Source organism: Pseudomonas sp. LBUM1662 (assembly GCF_059695915.1).
The window spans coordinates 4140242-4159800 of record NZ_CP166793.1 but is presented as its reverse complement, the minus strand read 5'-3'; the positions used below and the strand labels follow the sequence as shown (position 1 = coordinate 4159800).

Annotated in this window: 20 protein-coding genes; 10 read left to right on the top strand and 10 right to left on the bottom strand. The window is 61.0% G+C overall.

Going from position 1 to position 19559, the window contains the following annotated elements; translation table 11 throughout:
• Positions 1-144: 144 nt before the first annotated feature.
• From ACA049_RS18770 to ACA049_RS18740, 7 genes are all read left to right on the top strand, one after another.
• Entirely contained in the window at positions 145-627 is a 483-nt protein-coding gene (locus tag ACA049_RS18770) for an MSMEG_0572/Sll0783 family nitrogen starvation response protein (protein ID WP_007969977.1), read from the top strand.
• 135 nt (positions 628-762) lie between these two features.
• On the top strand, positions 763-1740 hold the full coding sequence (locus tag ACA049_RS18765; protein WP_497328771.1) for a Nit6803 family nitrilase: 978 nt from the start codon (positions 763-765) through the stop codon (positions 1738-1740).
• The gene (locus tag ACA049_RS18760; protein WP_497328769.1) at positions 1727-2809 is read left to right on the top strand and encodes an MSMEG_0568 family radical SAM protein; all 1083 of its coding nucleotides are present in this window, start codon (positions 1727-1729) and stop codon (positions 2807-2809) included. The genes ACA049_RS18765 and ACA049_RS18760 overlap by 14 nt, the downstream gene beginning before the upstream one ends.
• Before the next feature lie 14 nt (positions 2810-2823).
• Positions 2824-3384, top strand: a complete 561-nt coding sequence (locus ACA049_RS18755; protein WP_497328767.1) for an MSMEG_0567/Sll0786 family nitrogen starvation N-acetyltransferase — start codon at positions 2824-2826, stop codon at positions 3382-3384.
• Positions 3377-4399 carry a sll0787 family AIR synthase-like protein gene (locus ACA049_RS18750; RefSeq protein WP_497328765.1) on the top strand — a complete coding sequence of 341 codons (1023 nt, stop codon included), beginning with the start codon at positions 3377-3379 and terminating at the stop codon, positions 4397-4399. The genes ACA049_RS18755 and ACA049_RS18750 overlap by 8 nt, the downstream gene beginning before the upstream one ends.
• Position 4400: 1 nt before the next feature.
• Positions 4401-4736 (top strand): MSMEG_0570 family nitrogen starvation response protein, encoded by a 336-nt coding sequence (locus tag ACA049_RS18745; RefSeq protein WP_497328763.1) that lies wholly within the window; start codon positions 4401-4403, stop codon positions 4734-4736.
• A 50-nt stretch (positions 4737-4786) separates the two neighbouring features.
• Positions 4787-6088, top strand: a complete 1302-nt coding sequence (locus ACA049_RS18740; protein WP_497328761.1) for an MSMEG_0569 family flavin-dependent oxidoreductase — start codon at positions 4787-4789, stop codon at positions 6086-6088.
• 138 nt (positions 6089-6226) lie between these two features.
• Here ACA049_RS18740 and ACA049_RS18735 read toward each other — a convergent pair whose 3' ends face one another.
• Positions 6227-7849, bottom strand: a complete 1623-nt coding sequence (locus ACA049_RS18735; protein ID WP_497328759.1) for an MFS transporter — start codon at positions 7847-7849, stop codon at positions 6227-6229.
• A gap of 372 nt (positions 7850-8221) precedes the next feature.
• Complete coding sequence (locus tag ACA049_RS18730; protein ID WP_497328757.1) at positions 8222-9868, bottom strand: GMC family oxidoreductase; 1647 nt, start codon at positions 9866-9868, stop codon at positions 8222-8224.
• A 133-nt stretch (positions 9869-10001) separates the two neighbouring features.
• Here ACA049_RS18730 and ACA049_RS18725 point away from each other — a divergent pair, with 133 nt between their 5' ends.
• Positions 10002-10892, top strand: a complete 891-nt coding sequence (locus tag ACA049_RS18725) for a LysR family transcriptional regulator (protein ID WP_497328755.1) — start codon at positions 10002-10004, stop codon at positions 10890-10892.
• 103 nt (positions 10893-10995) lie between these two features.
• Here ACA049_RS18725 and ACA049_RS18720 read toward each other — a convergent pair whose 3' ends face one another.
• Positions 10996-11412, bottom strand: a complete 417-nt coding sequence (locus tag ACA049_RS18720) for a carbohydrate-binding module family 20 domain-containing protein (protein ID WP_497328753.1) — start codon at positions 11410-11412, stop codon at positions 10996-10998.
• A gap of 235 nt (positions 11413-11647) precedes the next feature.
• Between ACA049_RS18720 and ACA049_RS18715 the strand changes: the two genes are divergently transcribed.
• Positions 11648-12523, top strand: a complete 876-nt coding sequence (locus ACA049_RS18715; RefSeq protein ID WP_497328751.1) for a tetratricopeptide repeat protein — start codon at positions 11648-11650, stop codon at positions 12521-12523.
• A gap of 147 nt (positions 12524-12670) precedes the next feature.
• A complete protein-coding gene (locus ACA049_RS18710) occupies positions 12671-12886 on the top strand; it encodes a DUF4287 domain-containing protein (RefSeq protein ID WP_497328749.1) in 216 nt (71 codons plus the stop codon).
• A 282-nt stretch (positions 12887-13168) separates the two neighbouring features.
• Here the strand turns inward: ACA049_RS18710 and ACA049_RS18705 are convergent, their stop codons facing one another.
• From ACA049_RS18705 to ACA049_RS18675, 7 genes are read right to left on the bottom strand one after another with little or no spacing between them, the layout of a single operon-like run.
• Complete coding sequence (locus ACA049_RS18705) at positions 13169-14587, bottom strand: ATP-binding protein (protein ID WP_497328747.1); 1419 nt, start codon at positions 14585-14587, stop codon at positions 13169-13171.
• Complete coding sequence (locus tag ACA049_RS18700) at positions 14584-15246, bottom strand: response regulator (protein WP_497328745.1); 663 nt, start codon at positions 15244-15246, stop codon at positions 14584-14586. Before ACA049_RS18700 ends, ACA049_RS18705 begins: the two co-directional genes overlap by 4 nt.
• 11 nt (positions 15247-15257) lie before the next feature.
• On the bottom strand, positions 15258-15902 hold the full coding sequence (locus ACA049_RS18695) for a tetratricopeptide repeat protein (RefSeq protein ID WP_497328743.1): 645 nt from the start codon (positions 15900-15902) through the stop codon (positions 15258-15260).
• A complete protein-coding gene (locus ACA049_RS18690; protein WP_497328741.1) occupies positions 15899-16708 on the bottom strand; it encodes an SDR family oxidoreductase in 810 nt (269 codons plus the stop codon). The genes ACA049_RS18695 and ACA049_RS18690 overlap by 4 nt, the downstream gene beginning before the upstream one ends.
• Entirely contained in the window at positions 16695-17369 is a 675-nt protein-coding gene (locus ACA049_RS18685; protein ID WP_497328739.1) for an iron-containing redox enzyme family protein, read from the bottom strand. Before ACA049_RS18685 ends, ACA049_RS18690 begins: the two co-directional genes overlap by 14 nt.
• Positions 17366-18847 carry an AMP-binding protein gene (locus ACA049_RS18680; RefSeq protein WP_497328737.1) on the bottom strand — a complete coding sequence of 494 codons (1482 nt, stop codon included), beginning with the start codon at positions 18845-18847 and terminating at the stop codon, positions 17366-17368. The genes ACA049_RS18685 and ACA049_RS18680 overlap by 4 nt, the downstream gene beginning before the upstream one ends.
• Complete coding sequence (locus tag ACA049_RS18675) at positions 18837-19514, bottom strand: thermostable hemolysin (protein WP_497328735.1); 678 nt, start codon at positions 19512-19514, stop codon at positions 18837-18839. The genes ACA049_RS18680 and ACA049_RS18675 overlap by 11 nt, the downstream gene beginning before the upstream one ends.
• Positions 19515-19559: the final 45 nt, after the last annotated feature.

Here is a 19559-nt window from a genome sequence, read left to right as displayed (position 1 = left end):
AGATGGCGATTCTCAACCTAATCAAGCACTTACCACTGCACGGAAATTAGTTTTATTTTCTGGCACGGCGTTCGCTCTATCTCCTGCAACCCGGCAGCCAAAACAGGCTTCCGTTCAAGCACCAAGCAACTGGAGAGCGACACTATGCCAACCGTGGATATTCCCCATTACAAAGACGGCGACTTCCTGGTCAATTACGAAGAGAAAGTCTTCGAGGACATCAAGGCCGAGCCCGGCGAAAAAGTCCTGATCACCTTCCACACCATCGCCTTCGAGGGCTCCATCGGCCTGGTCAATATGCTTCAGGCCAAGCGCCTGCTGCGCAAAGGCTTCGAAACCAAAATCCTGCTGTACGGACCTGGCGTGCAACTGGGCGTGCAACGGGGTTTTCCGACCCTGGGTGCCGAAGCGTTCCCCGGTCACCTGGCGGTGAACAAGCAACTCATCCAGTTCATGGAAGAGGGCGGCGAGGTCTACGCCTGCCGCTTCGCCCTGCAAGCGTTGTACGGCCAGACCGAAAAGGCGCTGATCGAAGGCATCCGCCCGATCAACCCACTGGACGTCATGGACCTGCGCCTGCTGATGCGCCGTGAGGGCGCGATGATCATCGATACCTGGACGGCCTGACAGCGAAACCTTTGTGGGAGCGAGCCTGCTCGCGATGGCGGTGTGTCTGATACACCGCGCCGCCTGAATCGCAGGCAAGCCAGCTCCCACAGGACCGCGTCGATCTTCCGAGCACAACTTACTTCAGGACCCATCATGCCCATCATTCGCGCAGCCGCCGTACAGATCAGCCCGGTGCTTTACAGCCGCGAAGGCACCGTGGACAAGGTTTGCCAACAGATCATCGCCCTCGGTCGACAAGGCGTGCAGTTCGCCGTGTTCCCGGAAACGGTGGTGCCTTACTACCCGTATTTTTCGTTTGTGCAGCCGGCGTTTGCCATGGGCGCACAACACCTCAAGCTGCTCGATCAGTCTGTCACTGTTCCATCCGCCGCGACCCTGGCGATTGGCGAAGCCTGCAAGCAAGCAGGGATGGTCGTCTCCATCGGCGTTAACGAGCGTGATGGCGGCACGATCTACAACGCGCAATTACTCTTCGATGCCGACGGCAGCCTGATTCAGCATCGACGCAAAATCACCCCCACCTACCACGAGCGGATGGTCTGGGGGCAGGGCGATGGTTCCGGCCTGCGCGCCACCGACAGCGCGGTCGGGCGCATCGGTTCGCTGGCTTGCTGGGAGCATTACAATCCGCTGGCCCGTTATGCCTTGATGGCCGACGGCGAGCAGATCCATGCCGCGATGTTTCCCGGCTCGTTGGTGGGCGATATTTTTGCCGAGCAGATTGAAGTCACCATCCGCCATCACGCTCTGGAGTCCGGCTGCTTCGTGGTCAACGCCACCGCGTGGCTGGATGCCGATCAGCAGGGCCAGATCATGCAGGACACCGGTTGTGGCCTCGGCCCGATCTCCGGGGGCTGCTTCACCGCGATCGTGTCTCCTGAAGGCAAATTACTGGGCGAGCCGCTGCGCTCCGGCGAAGGCGTAGTAATTGCCGACCTCGATCTGGCCTTGATCGACAAGCGCAAACGCATGATGGATTCGGTCGGGCATTACAGCCGTCCGGAACTGCTCAGCCTGCTGATCGACCGCACGCCGACGGCCCACGTGCACGAGCGCGGCGCGCACTTTGCGGCCGTGGCCACCGAGGAGCTCGATCATGCAAACCAATGAGTTGCTGGCCGAGCTGCAATGCCATGGCGTGCGCTGGCCGGCCGCGCAAAACGGCTTGTCTCGACAAGGTGGCGCCGGGCCTTCTGACCATAAAGCACTGAGCTTCGGCAGCCGGACCATGATGGTGCCGATCCTCAACCAGGCCTCGCAGGATTCGCCCTATCAAGCGCAGCCCAACGCCGATGGCAGCCAGGCGCTGATCTTTCGCGAAGGCTTGCAGGTCGGCCAAGTGCAGATGCCCGGTGTGCCGAAGTTCTACGGTCTGAGCACTGCGGACGGCATTCCCTATTGGAAAATCGCCACGCTGCACAGCAGCGATGTCCTCGCGACCACGGTGTTGCAACACTGCATTCGCTTCAATGATCGCGGCAGTTCGTGTCAGTTCTGCGCTATCGGCCAATCGCTTGCTGCCGGCAAAACCATCGCCCGCAAACGTCCGCAACAACTGGCGGAAGTGGCCAAAGCCGCAGTGGAACTCGATGGTGTCAAACACATGGTGATGACCACCGGCACCCCGCAAACCCCGGACCGGGGCGCGGCGATTTTGTGTGAGTCTGCGGCTGCGGTCACCGCTGCGGTCGATCTGCCGATTCAGGCCCAGTGCGAACCGCCGGACGACGATCGCTGGTTCCGACGCCTGGCCGACAGCGGCGTGGTGTCCCTCGGCATGCACCTGGAAGCGGTCACTGATGAAGTGCGCCAACGGATCATGCCGGGCAAAGCCGAAGTGCCCTTGAGTCGCTATTTCGACGCCTTCAGCGCGGCAGTCGAAGTCTTCGGACGCGGCCAGGTCAGCACCTACATCCTCGCCGGCCTGGGCGACAGCGAAGCGGCCATCAGCGCGATGAGCGAGCGTTTATGCGCGCTGGGTGTATATCCGTTCGTGGTGCCGTTCGTGCCCATCGACGGCACGCCGTTGGCCCATCACCCCAAACCCGACAGCGCGATGATGGCCCGCCTGTATCCGCAGATCGGCGCGAGCCTGCGCCGTCACGGTTTGCACTCCGATCAGATCAACGCCGGTTGCGCCAAATGCGGCGCGTGCTCGGCCCTGAAAAGCTACGAATAACCCGGAGAATTCCCATGCCGAATCTCGCCTATGCCTTGGTCGACAGTACTTTCGAACCGTTTCGCGCGGGAGAGTTGCTGGTCAAACCCGCCAGCGAACAGTGGGAGAAACAGGCCTATTTCGCCTTGCGACGTTCGGTGTTTTCCGATGAGCAACAACTGCTGATACAGGACAAGGACAGCCATGATTTCCAGGCGATCGCCATCGTCGCCCTGGCCGGTAATTGCGGAATCGCCGATCAGGTGGTGGGCGCGGTGCGCATCTATCAGCCGGAGCCGGGCCTGTGGTTTGGCGGGCGGTTGTGCGTGGCCCCGGCGTATCGGCGGCACAGCATGATTGGCAAAGCGCTGGTCAACGAAGCCGTGTCGCGGGCCAAGGAGCTGGGCTGCGAGGTTTTTCGCGCCACGGTGCAGGCGCAAAACGAAGTCTATTTTCATGGCCTGCGCTGGCAAACCCTCGAACAACTCGAGTTGCTCGGTCAGCCGCATTGTTTGATGCAGGCGGATCTGCCGAACTACCCGCTGATGCCGCGTCAGGTTTCGTTGCGCGCGCTGAAGGTGGCTCGACATGACTGATCTGACAGCGCTGCTCGATACCTTGCGCAACACCCCGGCGATGCGCTCGAAACAGGCGATCCAGCACCCTGCGGCGGTGATCGGCGGCGCCGGACAATCGCTGACCCGCGAGCAGCTTTACGCCTTGCCCGGCGATGACACCGCTGCGATTGCCTGCGGCGATCATTTTCAGCTGCTGGCCATCGAGGGCATGTTACCGGCCGTCGTCGAGGCGTCGCCGTGGTTTGCCGGATGGTCGGCGGTCATGGCCAACGTCAGCGACATCACCGCCATGGGCGGTCGCGCGACGGCGGTGGTCAATGCGTATTGGCATCACGACAACGTCGCTGCCGAGCAAATGCTCGTGGGGATTCGTGCCGCTTGCGAGGCCTATGGCGTGTTGCTGGCCGGTGGGCATACCAGCCTCACGGCGGGTAATCCGACCGCGCTGGCGGTGGCGATTACCGGCATTGCACAAAAGCTGCTGTCGACCCTGCATGTCGCCCCCGGTCAGGTCATCGCGATGGCGGTGGACCTCGAAGGCGTCTGGCATGCCGACAGCACCTATTGGAAAGCCTTCGAAGGCGTACCGGCCGAGCGCCTGCGCAGCAAGCTCGACGTGCTGCCGCGTCTGGCCGACGCGCAACTGCTGCACGCGGCGAAAGACATCAGCAACGCCGGGGTGCTCGGTAGCCTGTTGATGCTGCTGGAAACCACCGGCTGCGGCGCGACCATCGATTTGGCTGCGCTGCCGTGCCCGCAGGATGCCGACCTCGCACGCTGGCTGCAGGTGTTCCCCAGCTACGGCTTCCTGATGACGCTGGATGAACGGGACTGGGCGCAAGTGCAGACCGCGTTTGCTTTCGAAGGTGTGCGCTGTGAACGCATCGGCCAAGTCGACTCCAGTGGCGCGATGAACGTCCGGCTCGGCCAGCAGCGTGGCGAATTCTGGAACTTGCGCGAGCAAACCTTCACCGGCTTCAGCTACCGCGACCTCGACCTGACGCCCTTAACACTCACTCATCAGGAGCACTGACATGCCCGCCGTCAATTTCAGAATCCGCTGGCCCAATGGCAAGGAAGCGACCGGCTACTCGCCCTCGACCGTGATTTATCAATACGTGGAGGAGGGCGCCAGTTATCCGCTGACAGACTTTCTGCAACGCATCGAAAGCGCCTTGAACAATGCCTCGGAACGGGTCAAGCAGGTCAAGGGGTTCTATTGCAGTTCGGCCATGGACACCTTGAGTTCGCTCAAGGGCCAGGCCATTTATCTCGACGAACCCAGCCTCGTGGCCGGGCACGTGGACATTCTCAGCATGCGCACCGAAGGTGCCGGCCAAGTGCTCGGCGCTGGGTGGAGTTCATTCTGATTCATCGTTTTTTCCCTTAACTTTTTCGTGACCGAGTACCGGAGCGCGCCATGACCAGCCACCTCACCTCAATCAAACCTCCACACCACAGCGTGATCGTCGTCGGCGGCGGTCAGGCCGGGTTATCCGCCAGCTACTACCTGCAACAGCAGGGTATCGATCATCTGGTGCTGGAAAAGCACAGCCTCACCCACACTTGGCGCAATCAGCGCTGGGATGCCTTCAGCCTGGTGACACCCAACTGGCAATGCGCATTGCCGGGTTACACCTATATCGACGACTTCAAGGGCGGCGATCCTCACGGATTCATGAAGAAGGACGAGATCAACCAGTACCTGGCCGGCTTCGTCAAATCGGTGAATGCCCCGGCCCGTGAAGGGGTCACGGTGCAACGCGTGGTTCCCCGTAGCCAAGGGGGATTTGAGGTACACACCTCACGAGGCGAGTTTACGGCCGATCAGGTGATTGTCGCGTCGGGCGGTTATCACACGCCGATCATCCCGCGTCTGGCCGAACGCTTGCCGGCCGGCATTCATCAGATCCACTCCGAGCAATACCGTCATCCGCAGGCCTTGCCCGCCGGCAATGTGCTGGTCGTCGGTTCGGGGCAATCGGGCGCGCAAATTGCCGAGGACCTGCACCTGGCAGGTCGCCAGGTTTATCTGGCGGTAGGGGATGCGCCACGTTGCGCACGTTTTTACCGCGGCAAAGACGTGGTCGATTGGCTGGCGGAAATGGGCTATTACGAGATTGGTGTCGATACGCACCCGCTGCGTGAAGGCGTGCGCGACAACACCAATCATTACGTCACGGGGCGCGACGGCGGGCGAGACATTGACCTGCGCAGCTTCGCTCGCGAAGGCATGGAATTGTTCGGTCGCCTGGACGGGTTGCAGGGCACGCACTTGCAGTTTGCCGACAACCTGGGCGAGAGCCTGGACAGCGCCGATGCGGTGTACAACCGGATCAACGCGTCGATCGACAAGTACATCGAACAGCACTCGATTGACGCACCGTCCGGTACGCCTTACCAGCCGGTTTGGGTGCCGGAGCAGGAGCGCAGTGAGCTGGATCTGGTGGACGAAGGCATCACCAGCATCATCTGGTGCATCGGCTTCAGCCCGGACTTTACCTGGGTCGAAGCCCCGGTTTTCAACGGGCGCGGTCACCCTGGCCACCAGCGTGGCATAACGGCGCAACCGGGTTTGTACTTCCTCGGGCTGCCGTGGTTATACACCTGGGGTTCTGGACGTTTTTCCGGGGTTGCTCAGGATGCGCGGTATTTGGTGGATCACATCAAAGCGTTGCACATTGATCCAAGGATGCAGGCAAAGCGAACCATTGCCCTGTAATACTGTTCACTCAAGCGCGGGACCCCACATTTGTGGCGAGGGGGCTGCCCCCTCGCCACGAGGGGCTTGCTCGACTGAAGATTGTCTTAAGTGAACAACACCGCCCGCATGGCGGGCGATGTTGGTTGAGCATTGCCTTTAGTTAGTATCCAGATCCACGTTCTTGGTCTCACGCAGACAAATCATCCCCACCACCAGGCTCACCGCGGTAATCACCACCGGGTACCACAGCCCGTAGAAGATGTCCCCGGTGTACACCACCAACGCAAACGACACGGTTGGCAGGAATCCACCAAACCAGCCGTTGCCGATGTGGTAGGGCAGGGACATCGAGGTGTAGCGAATGCGCGTCGGGAACAGTTCGACCATCAGCGCCGCCAGCGGGCCGTAGCACATGGCGGAGATGATGATCAGCACCACCATCAGTGCCACGATCATGGCCTTGTTGACCTGTTGCGTATCGGCTTGCGACGGATACCCCGCCAGCGTCACCGCGCCACGCAGCGCCGCTTCGTCGAAGCCATCCAGTTTCACGTCACCGACGCTGACCTGCACGGCGCTGCCGGCAGGTGCCGCTTCGGTTTTGTAGGGCAGGCCCTGTTTCACCAGGAAGGTTTTGACCTTGTCGCACGGGCTGTCAAATTTCGCCTTGCCCACCGGGTCGAACTGGAAGGTGCAGGTGGCCGGGTCGGCCAGCACGGTGATCGGTGCCTGGCGACTGGCCTGGTCGATGGCCGGGTTGGCGTAGTGGGCGATGGATTTGAAGATCGGGAAGTACAGCGCGGTGGCCAGCAGCAGGCCGATCATCAGCACCGGTTTGCGCCCGACCTTGTCCGAGAGCCAGCCAAAAAAGATGAAGAACGGCGCGCCGATAATCACGCTGACGATCAGCAGACTGTTGGCCAGGGCCGGGTCCATTTTCAGGAACTGAGTGAGGAAGAACAGCACGTAGAACTGCGCCGCATAGAACGTCACCGCTTGCCCGGCGTTGATGCTGAACAGGGCAATCAGCACGACTTTGAGGTTTTCCCATTTGCCGAAGGAATCACGCAGCGGCGACTTGCAGAGCTTGCCTTCCTCTTTCATTTTCACGAAGGCCGGCGACTCGTGCAGGCTCAAGCGAATCCAGGTCGAGATGCCCAGCAGCACGATGGAAAACAGAAACGGAATACGCCAGCCCCAGACTTCAAACTGGTCGCCGGTGAAGTAGCGGCAACCGAGCACCACCAGCAGCGACAGCAACAGGCCGAGGGTCGCGGTGGATTGAATCCAGCTGGTGTGGAAACCGCGTTTACCCATCGGTGCGTGTTCGGCAACGTAAGTCGCGGCACCGCCGTACTCACCGCCCAGGGCCAGGCCCTGAAGCATGCGCAGCACCACGAGGATGATTGGCGCGGCGATGCCGATGCTTGAGTAGGTCGGCAGCAACCCGACGCAGAAGGTCGCCAGGCCCATGAGAATGATGGTGGCGAGGAACGTGTATTTACGCCCGATCATGTCCCCCAATCGCCCGAACACCAATGCGCCGAACGGCCTGACGATGAAACCGGCGGCAAACGCCATCAGCGCGAAGATGAACGCCGTGGTGTCGTTGACCCCGGCGAAGAACTGCTTGCTGATCACCGCCGCGAGGGCGCCATAGAGGAAAAAGTCGTACCACTCGAAAACCGTCCCGAGCGACGACGCGAAGATGACTTTGCGGGTGTCGGGGCTGGTGTCGACGCTGCGCGCGGCATCCAGCGGCTGAACATGTTCTGACATATCGGTATCCCTCACAGTGATTGTTTTTGTTGTTCCACTGTCGGCGCCGGCCTTGTGGGCTGGCGCCGCTACTGTCAATTCGACGCTACCTGCATCGATTTCCCTGCCGCCCCGATCCCTGTAGGAGCTGTCGAGTGCAACGAGGCTGCGATCTTTTGATCTTCGCGTCAGATCAAGCACCGCGTGATCAACGCTAACTGCATCAATTTCCCTACCGCCCCCACTCCCTGTAGGAGCTGTCGAGTGAAACGAGGCTGCGATCTTTTGATCTTCAAGTCACGCGGTGTTTGATCTGTCGTAAAGATCAAAAGATCGCAGCCTCGTTGCACTCGACAGCTCCTACACAGTTCATACATTGATCGCGTAGGGCATTCAGTCGTTCGTGACCAGTTCCTTCTCCGGGGTGATGTTCCTTGTGTTGGGGTTAAGGATCAGTTGCGCAGCCTTTTCGGCAATCATCAGCGTAGGCGAACAGGTATTGCCCGAGGTGATGCGCGGCATGATCGACGCATCCGCGATGCGCAGGCCGGGAACCCCGTGAACCCGCAACTCGGCATCGACCACCGCATCCCCATCATTGCCCATCCGACAGGTCCCCACCGGATGGAAAATCGTCGTGCCAATCCGCGCAGCGGCTTCGTGCAATTCTTCTTCGCTCTGCAAACTGTCACCGGGCAAGTACTCGACCGGTTTGAACGCTTGCAGGGCAGGGGCGGCGACAATGCGTCGGGTCAGGCGAATGGCATCGGCGGCCACCCGCAAATCCTCCGGATGACTCAAATAATTGGGCTGAATCAACGGCGCTTCCTGCGGGTCAGCAGAACGAATCTCCACGCGCCCCCGACTCTGCGGCCTCAGATCGCAAACCGACGCGGTAAAAGCAGGGAAGGCGTGCAACGGTTCACCGAAGCGTTCCAGCGACAACGGCTGCACATGGTATTCAAGATTGGCCGACGTCTGCTCCGGCCCCGACCGGGCAAACGCCCCGAGCTGACTCGGCGCCATCGACAGCGGGCCGCTGCGGTCATACAGATAACGCAGGCCCATGTCCATCTTGCCCCACACGCTGCCGGCGATCTGGTTCAGGGTGCGCGCATTTTCCAGCTTGTAGATCAGCCTCAATTGCAGGTGATCCTGCAGATTACCGCCCACACCGGGCAGCTCATGGGCCACACCGATGCCCAGTTTTTCGAGCAGAGGGCGAGAGCCGATGCCGGAGCGTTGCAGGATGCTCGGTGAACCGACGGAGCCTGCGCACAACACGATTTCCTTGCGCGCCTTGAAGGTTTTCGCCTGACCTTGATAACGGGTGCTGACCGCCGAGGCGCGGCCGTTTTCCAGCAGCACGCGGTCCACTTCGACATCGGTCAGCACGGTGAGATTGGCGCGGTTGCGGATCGGTTTGAGAAACGCCTTGGCCGCGTTCCAGCGAATCCCGCTTTTCTGATTGACCTGAAAATAGCCGCAGCCTTCGTTATCGCCCTGGTTGAAGTCATCGATGCTGGCGATGCCAGATTGCTCGGCGGCGCTGCGGAACGCGTCCAGAATCGGCCACGACAGCCGTTGACGCTCGACCCGCCAGTCGCCGCTGGCGCCGTGAAACTCTGAGTCGCCGGCAAAATGGTTTTCGCTTTTCTTGAACAATGGAAGGACGTCGTTCCAGCTCCAGCCCGGATTGCCGTCAGCCGCCCAGCCGTCATAGTCGCCGGCCTGGCCGCGCATGTAGATCATGCCGTTGATCGAGGAACAGCCGCCCAGCACTTTTCCGCGCGGGTAACTCAGCGCACGACCTTGCAGGCCGGGTTGCGCTTCGGTCTTGAAGCACCAGTCGGTGCGCGGGTTGCCAATGCAGAACAGGTAGCCCACGGGAATGTGAATCCACGCATAGTTATCGCGGCCGCCGGCTTCGAGCAGCAATACGCGGTGTTGCGGGTCGGCTGACAGCCGATTGGCCAGCAAACAACCGGCCGGCCCGGCGCCGACCACGATGTAGTCGAATTCATCTAGGGAAGTCTGCATCCCTGACCTCGTATTGTTGTTCTTGTTGTCGGTCATCCTAGTTGTTAGCTTTCGTCAAAAGAATGTTAGTTTTTGCGCAGCCGCTGTGCGTTTTCAGACAGCGCCTCACACAGCGTAGACCCAAGGACGACTCATGTTCGACTGGAATGACCTGCGGTTTTTTCTCGAGTTGCAGCGCAGCGGGCGTTTGCTCACCGCCGCCCGCCGTTTGAACACCACGCACGCCACCGTCGCCCGGCACATCGAGGCCATCGAAAAGAGCCTCGGCACCGCGCTGTTTGTCCAGCACGCTCAAGGCTACGAACTGACCCCGGCCGGCGAAGCGCTGCTCAAACACGCCGAAGCCATGGAAAACGTCGCGTTGCTGGCGCAAGAGGAAATCACCCAGTCCACCGCGCCACTGGGCAAAATCCGCGTCGGCGTCACTGAAGGGCTGGGCATCATGTTCCTCGCCAGCCGCATGAACGGCCTGTTCGAACGCTACCCCGGACTGGAAGTGGAATTGGTGGCGGTGCCGCGCTTCGTCAGCATCCTCAACCGCGAAGCCGAGATCAGCATCCACCTCGAACGCCCGGCTGCCGACATGCTGGTCACGCGCAAACTCACCGACTATCGCCTGGCGCTCTACGCCAGCCAGACGTACCTCGACAAAGCGCCGCCGCTGCTCAGCCGCGAAGACCTCGGTCGCCACGCGTGGATCGGCTACGTCGACGACCTGCTGTTCAGCCAGGAACTGATGTTCCTCAACAGCTTCTGCCGCAACCCGCAGGTGGTGTTCCACAGCACCAGCGTCATCGCCCAGCAACAAGCGGCGCGCTCAGGGCTGGGGATCGCGGTGTTGCCGTGCTACATGGCCAGCGCCGATCCGGAGCTGGTGCCGTTGTTTCCCGATGAAAGCATCGAGCGCAGCTACTGGATCAGCACGCGGCGCGAGCTGCACAAATCGGTAAGGCTGCGGGTGATGTGGGATTACGTGGTGGAGCTATGCGAACGCGAACAAACCTTGCTGCTAGGCCCAACCTGACCGCCCCACACAACCCCCTGTAAAACTGTGTAGGAGCTGTCGAGTGAAACGAGGCTGCGATCTTTTGATCGTGCTCTTCATCGGTCTCCCAGACACTAATGCCTCAGAGCATGCCGATACTCGTGGTTCTGAAAGCCAACTTAACGATGTTGTTGGGATCGTTCTGCCACTTCACATCTTTCGGGTCGTTCGGATCGATAGGGCCTTTCTCTTTGCGCACAATACACTTCCATTCCACGTCTTTGCCGTCGTCCTTGCCTGGAAAAAGGACCTTGCCGGTCCAGGTAGGGTAGTCGGGTTTATCGTTGAGTTTTACGGCCTTGAGCGGATCCCAGTTCCCTAAGTCCGGATGGTTGCCGACAACATAAACGCTGTAGCCCTGCGTCGTGTTGCCGTTAAGGCACTTGAATTCCACTTCGTCTGCTATGAGCGCCCACAGGCCACCTTGGGCATCGCGGAACACTGGCAGCATCGCCAACAAGCAAAGGCCTAACGACAACAGGTAACGATTGCGAAACATGATGAACCCCTCAATTCACTCCAGTGGGATCAGCGTATCCCCGGCCAAACTAAAAATGACCTGTAAGAACTGACAGTTCTTTAGAGTGCTTCGCGATAGCCATCCTCTTTGCTTATCAACCAAGCGCTTTTCCCCACTGGACCGCACCGCCGTCTGGCCTTCAATTCGTGGACAGCGACTCATTTTTTCTTCATGAAGGCCGATGAAGTTCAGACGATTTCAATGGATGCCGTTCATGAACAAGGCTGTTGTTTTACTCGCACTCATGGTCGCCCTGACAGGATGCCAGACCACACCGCCCAGTCCTCAGGAAGAACTTCAAACCAGCCTGCGTTGCAGGCTTCTTCGGGATCAAAAAACCATTACCCCGGAGCAGGTCGAATACATCCGCGAATCCGGCGAGAACGGCTTTCTCTCGTGCACGCTCATGCTCGGCGATCTGTACGAGCGTGGCCATGGCGTGCCGCAGGACCTACAAAAAGCCAGGGCGTTCTATCAGGCCGTCGCCGTCGGGAAAGCGGCAGGCTATGCACAACTCGGTCGCATGGCAGAAGAGGGCGTTGGTCAGGCCCCCGACCTTGTTGAAGCCAGAGGTTTCTATCAGCGTGCCGTCGCCAAAGACAGGGATCCCAACAATGAAGCCAAGCTGGCTGAATTCATGGAGTACGGCAAAGGGGGGCCACAAGATCTCAACGGGGCGCTGGCGCATTATCTGAACGCCGCCAAGTACGTCGACGATGCGCCATGGCAGGGCCTACAGCGGCTACGGGGCAAAGGCTTGGCCCTGACAGCTGAACAGGCAATGCAATACAACAAAATATGGATCGGTAGCCTCAAGAACAGTGTCGTCAGAAAGGCACTGGACGATCAGGCAGCCCTGGCGAAGCAGTTCAAGCCTGGCGACGCCAGCCAACCGGTCACGCTACAACTGACAGGCACCCCTGGTTCGCTTGTGCCCCAGGTCTCAGTGCTGGAGAGCTCGGGGAATAGCGCGATTGACCAAGCGGCGTTGAAAGCCATGAGCGACTACCGATTTTTAGACGAGCCAATATTGCCGGTCGGTCAGAAGACGTGGCAGGCGTCGGTCAGCGTCGAGGCGGGGGTGAAATGACGGGTTCCAGAGAGCAGGCCGCAATGGCAATGCGGGCTGCTTGAAAGCAAGGAGGGTGGTTGCCGGAATAGCACTTGGCGTCCAATCTTAGGCGTGACGACAAGGAGCGTTATCCGACACTCCGTCGCAAATAAGGGAGCTTGCAGCATGAGCGAAGATGCAAAAGTAAAAGGCCCGGCGTCGTACTTTCCGTCCATCGAGAAAAAGTATGAGCAGCCCATCAGCCATTGGCTCGATCTTCTCGGGACAGTGAGTGGCAAGAAGCATATGGAAATGGTGGCGTGGCTGAAGGATGAGCATGGGATGGGGCATGGGCATGCGAATGCGTTGGTGGCGCATTATTTGGCGAGTGCTAAAAAGTGAGTGAACTGTAAACGGCTTGCTGCGGCGTATGACTGTTAGAGGGACGCTGGATGTGCCGCCGTCTTCGCGGGCAAGCCCGCTCCCACAGGGTTTGGTGTCGTTGTTGAGTGCTGCGGTCGACACAAATCCTTGAGGGAGCTGGATGTGCCGCCGTCTTCGCGGGCAAGCCCGCTCCCACAGGGTTTGGTGTCGTTCGCGAGTGTTGTGGTCGACACCGGCCCCTGTGGGAGCGAGCCTGCTCGCGATGGCGTCAGCTGGCTCACCGCATCCTCTCCGGATCACTCAAGCACTCGGCGGCAACTCGCGCGTGGTGCGCTGTAGCGGGTCGCGCGGCTGGCTGTCGGGAATGGACAGCGTCGCGCGCAATCCACCTTCCGCTCGATTGACCAGCGTGATGCGTCCACCCAGCCGGGTCGCGATGGTGTTGACGATGGTCAGGCCCAGACCCGCTCCATGAGCATTCCCACGGCTGTAGAAACGTTCAAACAACCGCCCACGATCCGCCTCGTCAATGCCGGGCCCCTGATCCTCGACGCTCAGCGAATAGAACCCGTCCGCCTGACTCAGCTGCACCGTGATAACACCGTGTTCGGGAGAAAAGTTGGCCGCGTTGCTGATCAGGTTGTTGAGGGCGATGTCGATGGCGGCAGCGTCGGCCACCACTTCAAAAGGACGATCCGTGACGTCGAAAGCCAGCTCAAGGTTTTTACTCAGCAACCAGGGCGTCAGTTGCACAAGGCTGTCGCGCACGGTGTCGGCCAGGTCGATGCGCTGCAGCACCGGGGCCATGCCTTTGGGTTCGAGGCGGGCCATGGTCAGCAATTGATTGACCAGCCGGCTGGTGCGGTCGACCCCGGCGATCAGGAATTCCAGGGATTCTCGGCGCTCCTGTTCAGTGCCGGCCTCCAGCAGGTTTTGCGCATGCACGCGCAGCACCGCCAGGGGCGTGCGCATTTCGTGGGCGGCGTCGGCGATGAAGCGTCGTTCTCGGCCCAGCACTTCCTGAATCTGCGCGAGCATGCGGTTGAGCGCCGCTTGCATCGGCTCCAGTTCACTGGGCAACGGGGTCAGTTGCAGCGGCTCCAGCGAACCGCTGTGCCGCGCGCGCAAGGTCGCCGCCATGTCTTCCAGCGGCTTGAGGCCCCAGCCGATGGCCATCCAGATCATCGCCGCCAGAATCAGGCTGCCCAGCACGTTGGGCCACAAGGTATGCCGCACGATCCGGTCCACCAGGTCCGAGCGCACGTCGTCCCGTTCGCCGACCCAGATTCTCAAGTCATTCTGTTTGTCTTCCAGCAGGAACGCGCGCCAGTGGCGGTTGTTCAGGTCGACCACGTCGCTGAACCCGGGTTTGGTCGGCGGCGCGTTGAAGGAGGGCGCGCTGGCCGTGTGCACCAGCACTTCACCGTTGCGGTTCCACACCTGAAAGGCCAGTTTGGATTCATAGGGATGGCCGTCGACCCGAGGCTCCGCCTCACCCAGCGCCTTGTTGAAGGCCTGATACAGATCGGCGTGTTCCTTGCTCGCCATCGGCATGCGCATCACGCCCTGCAACAACCGGGCGTTTTGCGCGAGTTGAGCATCGTAGACTTCGGCGATTTCGTGATTGCTGTCGTGCAGGTTGAACAGGCTGATCACCGCGACACCCACCAGCATCAGGCCAATGATCAGCGTGAGAGTGCGGCGCCGGATCGACGTCATCGACGCTCCTCCACCAGGTAACCGACACCGCGGATGGTGCGGATCAGGTCGGTGGAGAATTTTTTGCGCAGGTGATGGATGTGCACTTCGAGGGTGTTGCTTTCGGCTTCCTCGTTCCAGCCATACAGCAATTGCATCAAGTGATCGCGGGTCATGACCCGGCCCGGCGGCGAGAGCAATTCGTGGAGCAACTGATATTCCTTGGGCGTCAGCGCCACCGGCTCGCCCTGATAACTGACTTGCTGGGTGCCGGGGGTCAGGCTGATGCCGGCATGCTCGATCAGCACCTGGGCGCGGCCGGCACTGCGGCGCAACAAGGCCCGCAGACGAGCCTTCAATTCCGCCAGATCAAACGGCTTGATCAGGTAATCGTCGGCCCCGGCATCCAGACCGGCAATGCGGTCTTCGGTCGCGTCCCGCGCGGTAAGAATCAGCACCGGCAGGTTGGAACCGCTGTCGCGCAAGCGCCGCAGCACTTCCAGCCCGTCCATGCGCGGCAGACCGAGGTCGAGCACCGCCAGGTCAAAGGTTTCACTGAGCAACGCATGCAAGGCGCTGGCGCCGTCCTTCAGCCAGTCGACGGTGTAGCCTTCGCGGCCCAGGGCCTGATGAATGCCCTCGCCAAGGGCCACGTCGTCCTCGATCAGTAATAAGCGCACACGAACTCCTGTCAGTCGAGTTTCTTGTTCACGTCCACCAGCAACGCTTCGATCTCTTTGCGCCGCCCGGCATCGGCCGTTTCCCGGCCTGGCCTTGGTGCAGCCAGCAAGGCCTTTTTCAACGCGGCTTGCGCTTCGTTGTAACGTTTTTGACGGTAGAGGTGATCACCCCAGAAGTACAGACTATCGATGCCGTTCGGGTTGAGTTGCAAGGCCTGTTTGAGCAACTGTTCGGCCTTGTCCGAGTCACCGAAACCGATCGGCCAGCCTGGGACGCGGTCATACAACGCGCCAAGGCTGGTGTAGGCCGAACCTTGCAGGGCTTTCGGGTCCAGCGTCATGGCTTTCTCCAGATCGGCTTTCGCCGCTTTCACCTTGCTCAACGCACCGAGGCCACCTTGCGCACCGGCCCAACTGCTGCTGACGATGCCGGACCAGATCCACGCTTCCGCCACCGATTGGCGTTCCTGGGTGAACGCCGACGCCTGGGCCGCCAGTTTCTCGAAGGCGGCGGTGCGTTGCGCTTCGGGGACTTCGTATTGAATGTGCGCCCAGCTTTGCTGGATGCCCTGCAGGCGTTGCTGATCGGCAGGCTCCAGCGCCCACACGCTCTGGCTCAGGGCCCCCAGCAGCAGGCACGCGATGATTTTTTTCATGGTTTGAGGTTCTCGTTGTCGGGCTTCTGACTCAGGCGACGGATCAGCGGCAATTGCTTGCGCAAGCCCCGGTCCACCAGATTGGGCAGCAGACTGTTCAGGCGCACAAAAAAGCGCTCCGGCCAGCCCAGGTACAAGTCGCGACGGTCACCGGCAATCGCATGAATCACGGCGCTGGCGACGGTTTGCGGATCATCGACGTTGGCCTTGAGCGCATCGTTCAACGCCTGCGCCGCCGGGCTGTTCATGCTGGTGCGGGTGGCGCGCGGGGCGACGTAGAGCACGCTGACCCGGGTGTCCGCCAGTTCCCGGCGCAGCGCCTCGGAAAACCCGCGCAAGGCAAACTTGGTCGCGCAATAACTGGCGTAACCGGGGTAGCCGATGGAGCCGTAAGTCGAACCGACGTTCACCACCATCGCGCTCTCGGCTTGCTTGAGCAGCGGCAGCAGGGTTTTGGTCAGGCAGATCGGCGCGCTGATGTTCACCGCCAGCATGGCGTGGATGTCGCTGTCTTCCAGCTGTTCGAGCATGGCGAAGTGATTGACCCCGGCGGCGTTGATCAGCAGGTTGACCCCGCCAATCGCTTCGGCCGCGCTCAGTACCTTGCGCCGGTCGGACAGCACGGTCAGGTCCGCGCCGACCCAGCACAAATGTTGCGGATAGCGCTCAAGCAAAGGCAGCAGCGGTTCCTGATGCCGGGCCACCGCCAGCACCCGGGCGCCACTGGCACACAGCGCGGTCGCAATCGCCAGGCCGATGCCGCCGCTGGCACCGGTCAGCACCACGCGAGCTTCATGCAACTGCATGCAGAGTCTCCCCGTCACGCGGCAAGCCACGGAACATGTCGGTGTACAGCGTGTAAACCACTTTGGACGCGTGAATCACCGCCGCCTGATCGGCCGGATCGTCGAGGGTGTTCATCAACCGGCGATAGGTCTGCATGTGCTCGATGTCCAGCGAGCCATGGGAACTCAGGTAACTGAAGGCGCTCTCCGGCAACGCCAGACGCTCGCGAATGCTGCCGGCGGCGTGGGTGGCCAGGGCGATGCTGGTGCCTTCCAGCACGTTGACCATGCCGAACAGACCGACCGGGTTGTCGCGGGCAATCAAGTCGTAGAGAAAGCTGACCATCAATTCGATCGGCAGGGACGGGCGACCATCGCGCACGGCGTTACGGTCGCCGCCGCAAGCTTCGATATCGTCCAGCACCCATTGCTCGTGACCGTATTCATCCTCGATGTATTCGCATACCGCTTCACGCAGCCATTCCAGACGCGACGGCAATTTCGCCCCGCAGGCCATCATCAACGGCACGGTGTGGCGCACGTGGTAATAGGCTTGCGCGAGAAACGCCCGATAGCTTTCGAGACTGACCTTGCCCTCAAGGGCATCGCGGATGACCGGCAGATTGAACAGTTCATGGCGTTCGTGTTGCGTGGCTTCTTGCAGCGTGTCGAAAAAACTCATGATGCGGATTCCTCGGAAAGTACAGATTCAGTCAGCTGCGCCCGGTAACGTTCGACGATGGCGTCACGGCGCGGGCGGCCATTGGCGGTGAGCAGGCCATTGGCGGGGGTGAAGGGTTGATCGAGGCGGGTCCAGTGATGGACTTGCGCATAACCGGGCAAAGCCTCGTTGGCCTGGGCGACGGCAGCGGCCAGTTCGCCGTCGGTGCATTCCGGGCGATGGGGCCAGAGCAGCGCGTGGTTGTGCGGCATGGCTTCGCCGTAGACGAAAGCCTGGGCGATATGGCGGCGCTGGGTCAGCTCGGCCTCGACCCACTCCGGGTTGACGTTGCGCCCGAAACTGGTGACGAACTGATGCTTCTTGCGCCCCTTGAGGTAGAGAAAACCGTCAGGGTCAAACTCGCCGAGATCGCCGGTCGGCCACCATTCTTCGGTGTGCGGCGCCTCGCCCAGATAACCGAGCAAGGTCGAACCCTTGACCAGCACTTCGCCGTCTTCCGCCAGGCGAATCTCGACGTGGGGCAGGGGCTTGCCAACACTGCCGGCGCGGCGTGCTTCGGGGCGATTGAGGCACACCACCGAGGCGCATTCCGACAGCCCATAACCTTCATAAACGGGTAGGCCGATCCGTTGCGCACGATGCAGCAACTCCTCGGACACCCGCGCGCCACCCACCGCGGCGAAACGCAACGCGTAGGGGCTGAAGGCTTTCTGCTCGGCGGCGCTGACCAGCATCAGCAACAACTGCGGCACCAGGATCAGACTCTCCGGCGCCCGGGTCGCCAGGCAACCCAGCAACTGCGGCACATCAACACCGCTCGCACCCTGAATGCCCAAGGTTTTCTGACTGGGCAAACTCAACGTGGCACCGGCATACAACGCTGCGTAGCACCCGAGGTTTTCCAGCAAAATCGCCAAGGGCAACAGCGCCAGGTGATGCTGCGGATCGCTGGGTTTGCTGGCCTGATTTAGCTCGCGAGCGACCGTCAACAGGCTCTCGGCGCTGAGGCACACGCCTTTGGGCGTGCCCGTGGTGCCCGAGGTGAACGTCAGTTTGGCGGTCCCTTCCGGCATACGGTTCGGGCCGCTGAACGTGCGGCGCCAGAACTCACCGCTTTTCTCGTAACCGACCGCTTGCAACTCGTCGTCCAGCGCAGGTTCGGCAATCACCCGTTCCGCCTGACTCTGTTCCAGGCAATGAGCGCGTTGCGCCGGACTGAAAAACGGCGGCAGCGTCAGGCACGTCAGGCCTTCAAACAGCGCCGCCAAGTCCCAGAGCATCGCTTCGACGCCATTCTCCAACGCCAGCGCGATCACCTTGACCTGCTCATCGCGCAGGCGTTGCTGGCGATAAACCACTTCGGCGTACAGCGTCGCGTAATCCACTTTCAACTGATCACCCCACAACGCAATGGCGCTGGTCTTGCGCTCGGCATGGCTGCGCAGCGTCTGTTTGAAACGCTCGGTTTCAGGCGACATGGCTGGATTCCTCAAGGGACGTCGGCAACCCCAGGCGATTGAACATCCCGATGTTGCGCAAATGAATGAAACCGGCGCGGATGTTGCCGACGTGCACCCAAGGCTTGCTCTCGTAATAACTGCCCCAGTGCTGGCGCTCATCCCCCAGCCGCTCGGGATCGGCCGCGCACAGCGTCACCGGTTTCAAGCCGAGGCGATGAAAGCTGTTGACCAAGCCGATGTTGCCGGTGAACGCCACCCACTCCAGGCCGCCCATGGCCAGCAAGTAAGTGATGGCGATGATGCTCATCCGCGCACTGCCGGTGTCGCTGGCGGCCAGATTGCCGACCTCGACGATGCCGGCGCGATCCACCGGACGGTCCGCCGCAGCGCTGATCAGCGGCTCGATCGACTCATCCAGATAACGTTCCAGAAACAACGATTCGGCGTTGGCCATACGCACACCGGCCACTGCGCTGAGCGTGCCTGCTGCATCGCGCATGCCGAACAGCTCCGGCATGAAATGGCGAATGTCGGCGCCGTGGGCCTTACGAAAACGTTGCTGGATAAAGGCTTCGAAGACAGGCCGCTCGACATCGTCCGGCAACGCTCTGGCCAGGTTCATCGGCGGGGTCTCGGCCTGGCCGAAGCGCAGGGGTAGAGGAATGTTCCATTCAAAATCAGGCATTGGAAGACGCCTCCCGGGTCAGTGTGGGAGGAGTATCCGAGGCAT

Excerpts from the sequence above, each read along its gene's own strand:
- ACA049_RS18710 (WP_497328749.1), top strand. The coding sequence starts at position 12,671 with ATGAGCGAAGATGCAAAAGTAAAAGGCCCGGCGTCGTACTTTCCGTCC.
- ACA049_RS18725 (WP_497328755.1), top strand. The coding sequence starts at position 10,002 with ATGTTCGACTGGAATGACCTGCGGTTTTTTCTCGAGTTGCAGCGCAGC.
- ACA049_RS18720 (WP_497328753.1), bottom strand. The coding sequence starts at position 11,412 with ATGTTTCGCAATCGTTACCTGTTGTCGTTAGGCCTTTGCTTGTTGGCG.
- ACA049_RS18765 (WP_497328771.1), top strand. The coding sequence starts at position 763 with ATGCCCATCATTCGCGCAGCCGCCGTACAGATCAGCCCGGTGCTTTAC.
- ACA049_RS18715 (WP_497328751.1), top strand. The coding sequence starts at position 11,648 with ATGAACAAGGCTGTTGTTTTACTCGCACTCATGGTCGCCCTGACAGGA.
- ACA049_RS18745 (WP_497328763.1), top strand. The coding sequence starts at position 4,401 with ATGCCCGCCGTCAATTTCAGAATCCGCTGGCCCAATGGCAAGGAAGCG.
- ACA049_RS18755 (WP_497328767.1), top strand. The coding sequence starts at position 2,824 with ATGCCGAATCTCGCCTATGCCTTGGTCGACAGTACTTTCGAACCGTTT.
- ACA049_RS18695 (WP_497328743.1), bottom strand. The coding sequence starts at position 15,902 with ATGAAAAAAATCATCGCGTGCCTGCTGCTGGGGGCCCTGAGCCAGAGC.
- ACA049_RS18685 (WP_497328739.1), bottom strand. The coding sequence starts at position 17,369 with ATGAGTTTTTTCGACACGCTGCAAGAAGCCACGCAACACGAACGCCAT.
- ACA049_RS18735 (WP_497328759.1), bottom strand. The coding sequence starts at position 7,849 with ATGTCAGAACATGTTCAGCCGCTGGATGCCGCGCGCAGCGTCGACACC.
- ACA049_RS18750 (WP_497328765.1), top strand. The coding sequence starts at position 3,377 with ATGACTGATCTGACAGCGCTGCTCGATACCTTGCGCAACACCCCGGCG.
- ACA049_RS18690 (WP_497328741.1), bottom strand. The coding sequence starts at position 16,708 with ATGCAGTTGCATGAAGCTCGCGTGGTGCTGACCGGTGCCAGCGGCGGC.
- ACA049_RS18680 (WP_497328737.1), bottom strand. The coding sequence starts at position 18,847 with ATGTCGCCTGAAACCGAGCGTTTCAAACAGACGCTGCGCAGCCATGCC.
- ACA049_RS18740 (WP_497328761.1), top strand. The coding sequence starts at position 4,787 with ATGACCAGCCACCTCACCTCAATCAAACCTCCACACCACAGCGTGATC.
- ACA049_RS18770 (WP_007969977.1), top strand. The coding sequence starts at position 145 with ATGCCAACCGTGGATATTCCCCATTACAAAGACGGCGACTTCCTGGTC.
- ACA049_RS18760 (WP_497328769.1), top strand. The coding sequence starts at position 1,727 with ATGCAAACCAATGAGTTGCTGGCCGAGCTGCAATGCCATGGCGTGCGC.
- ACA049_RS18705 (WP_497328747.1), bottom strand. The coding sequence starts at position 14,587 with ATGACGTCGATCCGGCGCCGCACTCTCACGCTGATCATTGGCCTGATG.
- ACA049_RS18730 (WP_497328757.1), bottom strand. The coding sequence starts at position 9,868 with ATGCAGACTTCCCTAGATGAATTCGACTACATCGTGGTCGGCGCCGGG.
- ACA049_RS18675 (WP_497328735.1), bottom strand. The coding sequence starts at position 19,514 with ATGCCTGATTTTGAATGGAACATTCCTCTACCCCTGCGCTTCGGCCAG.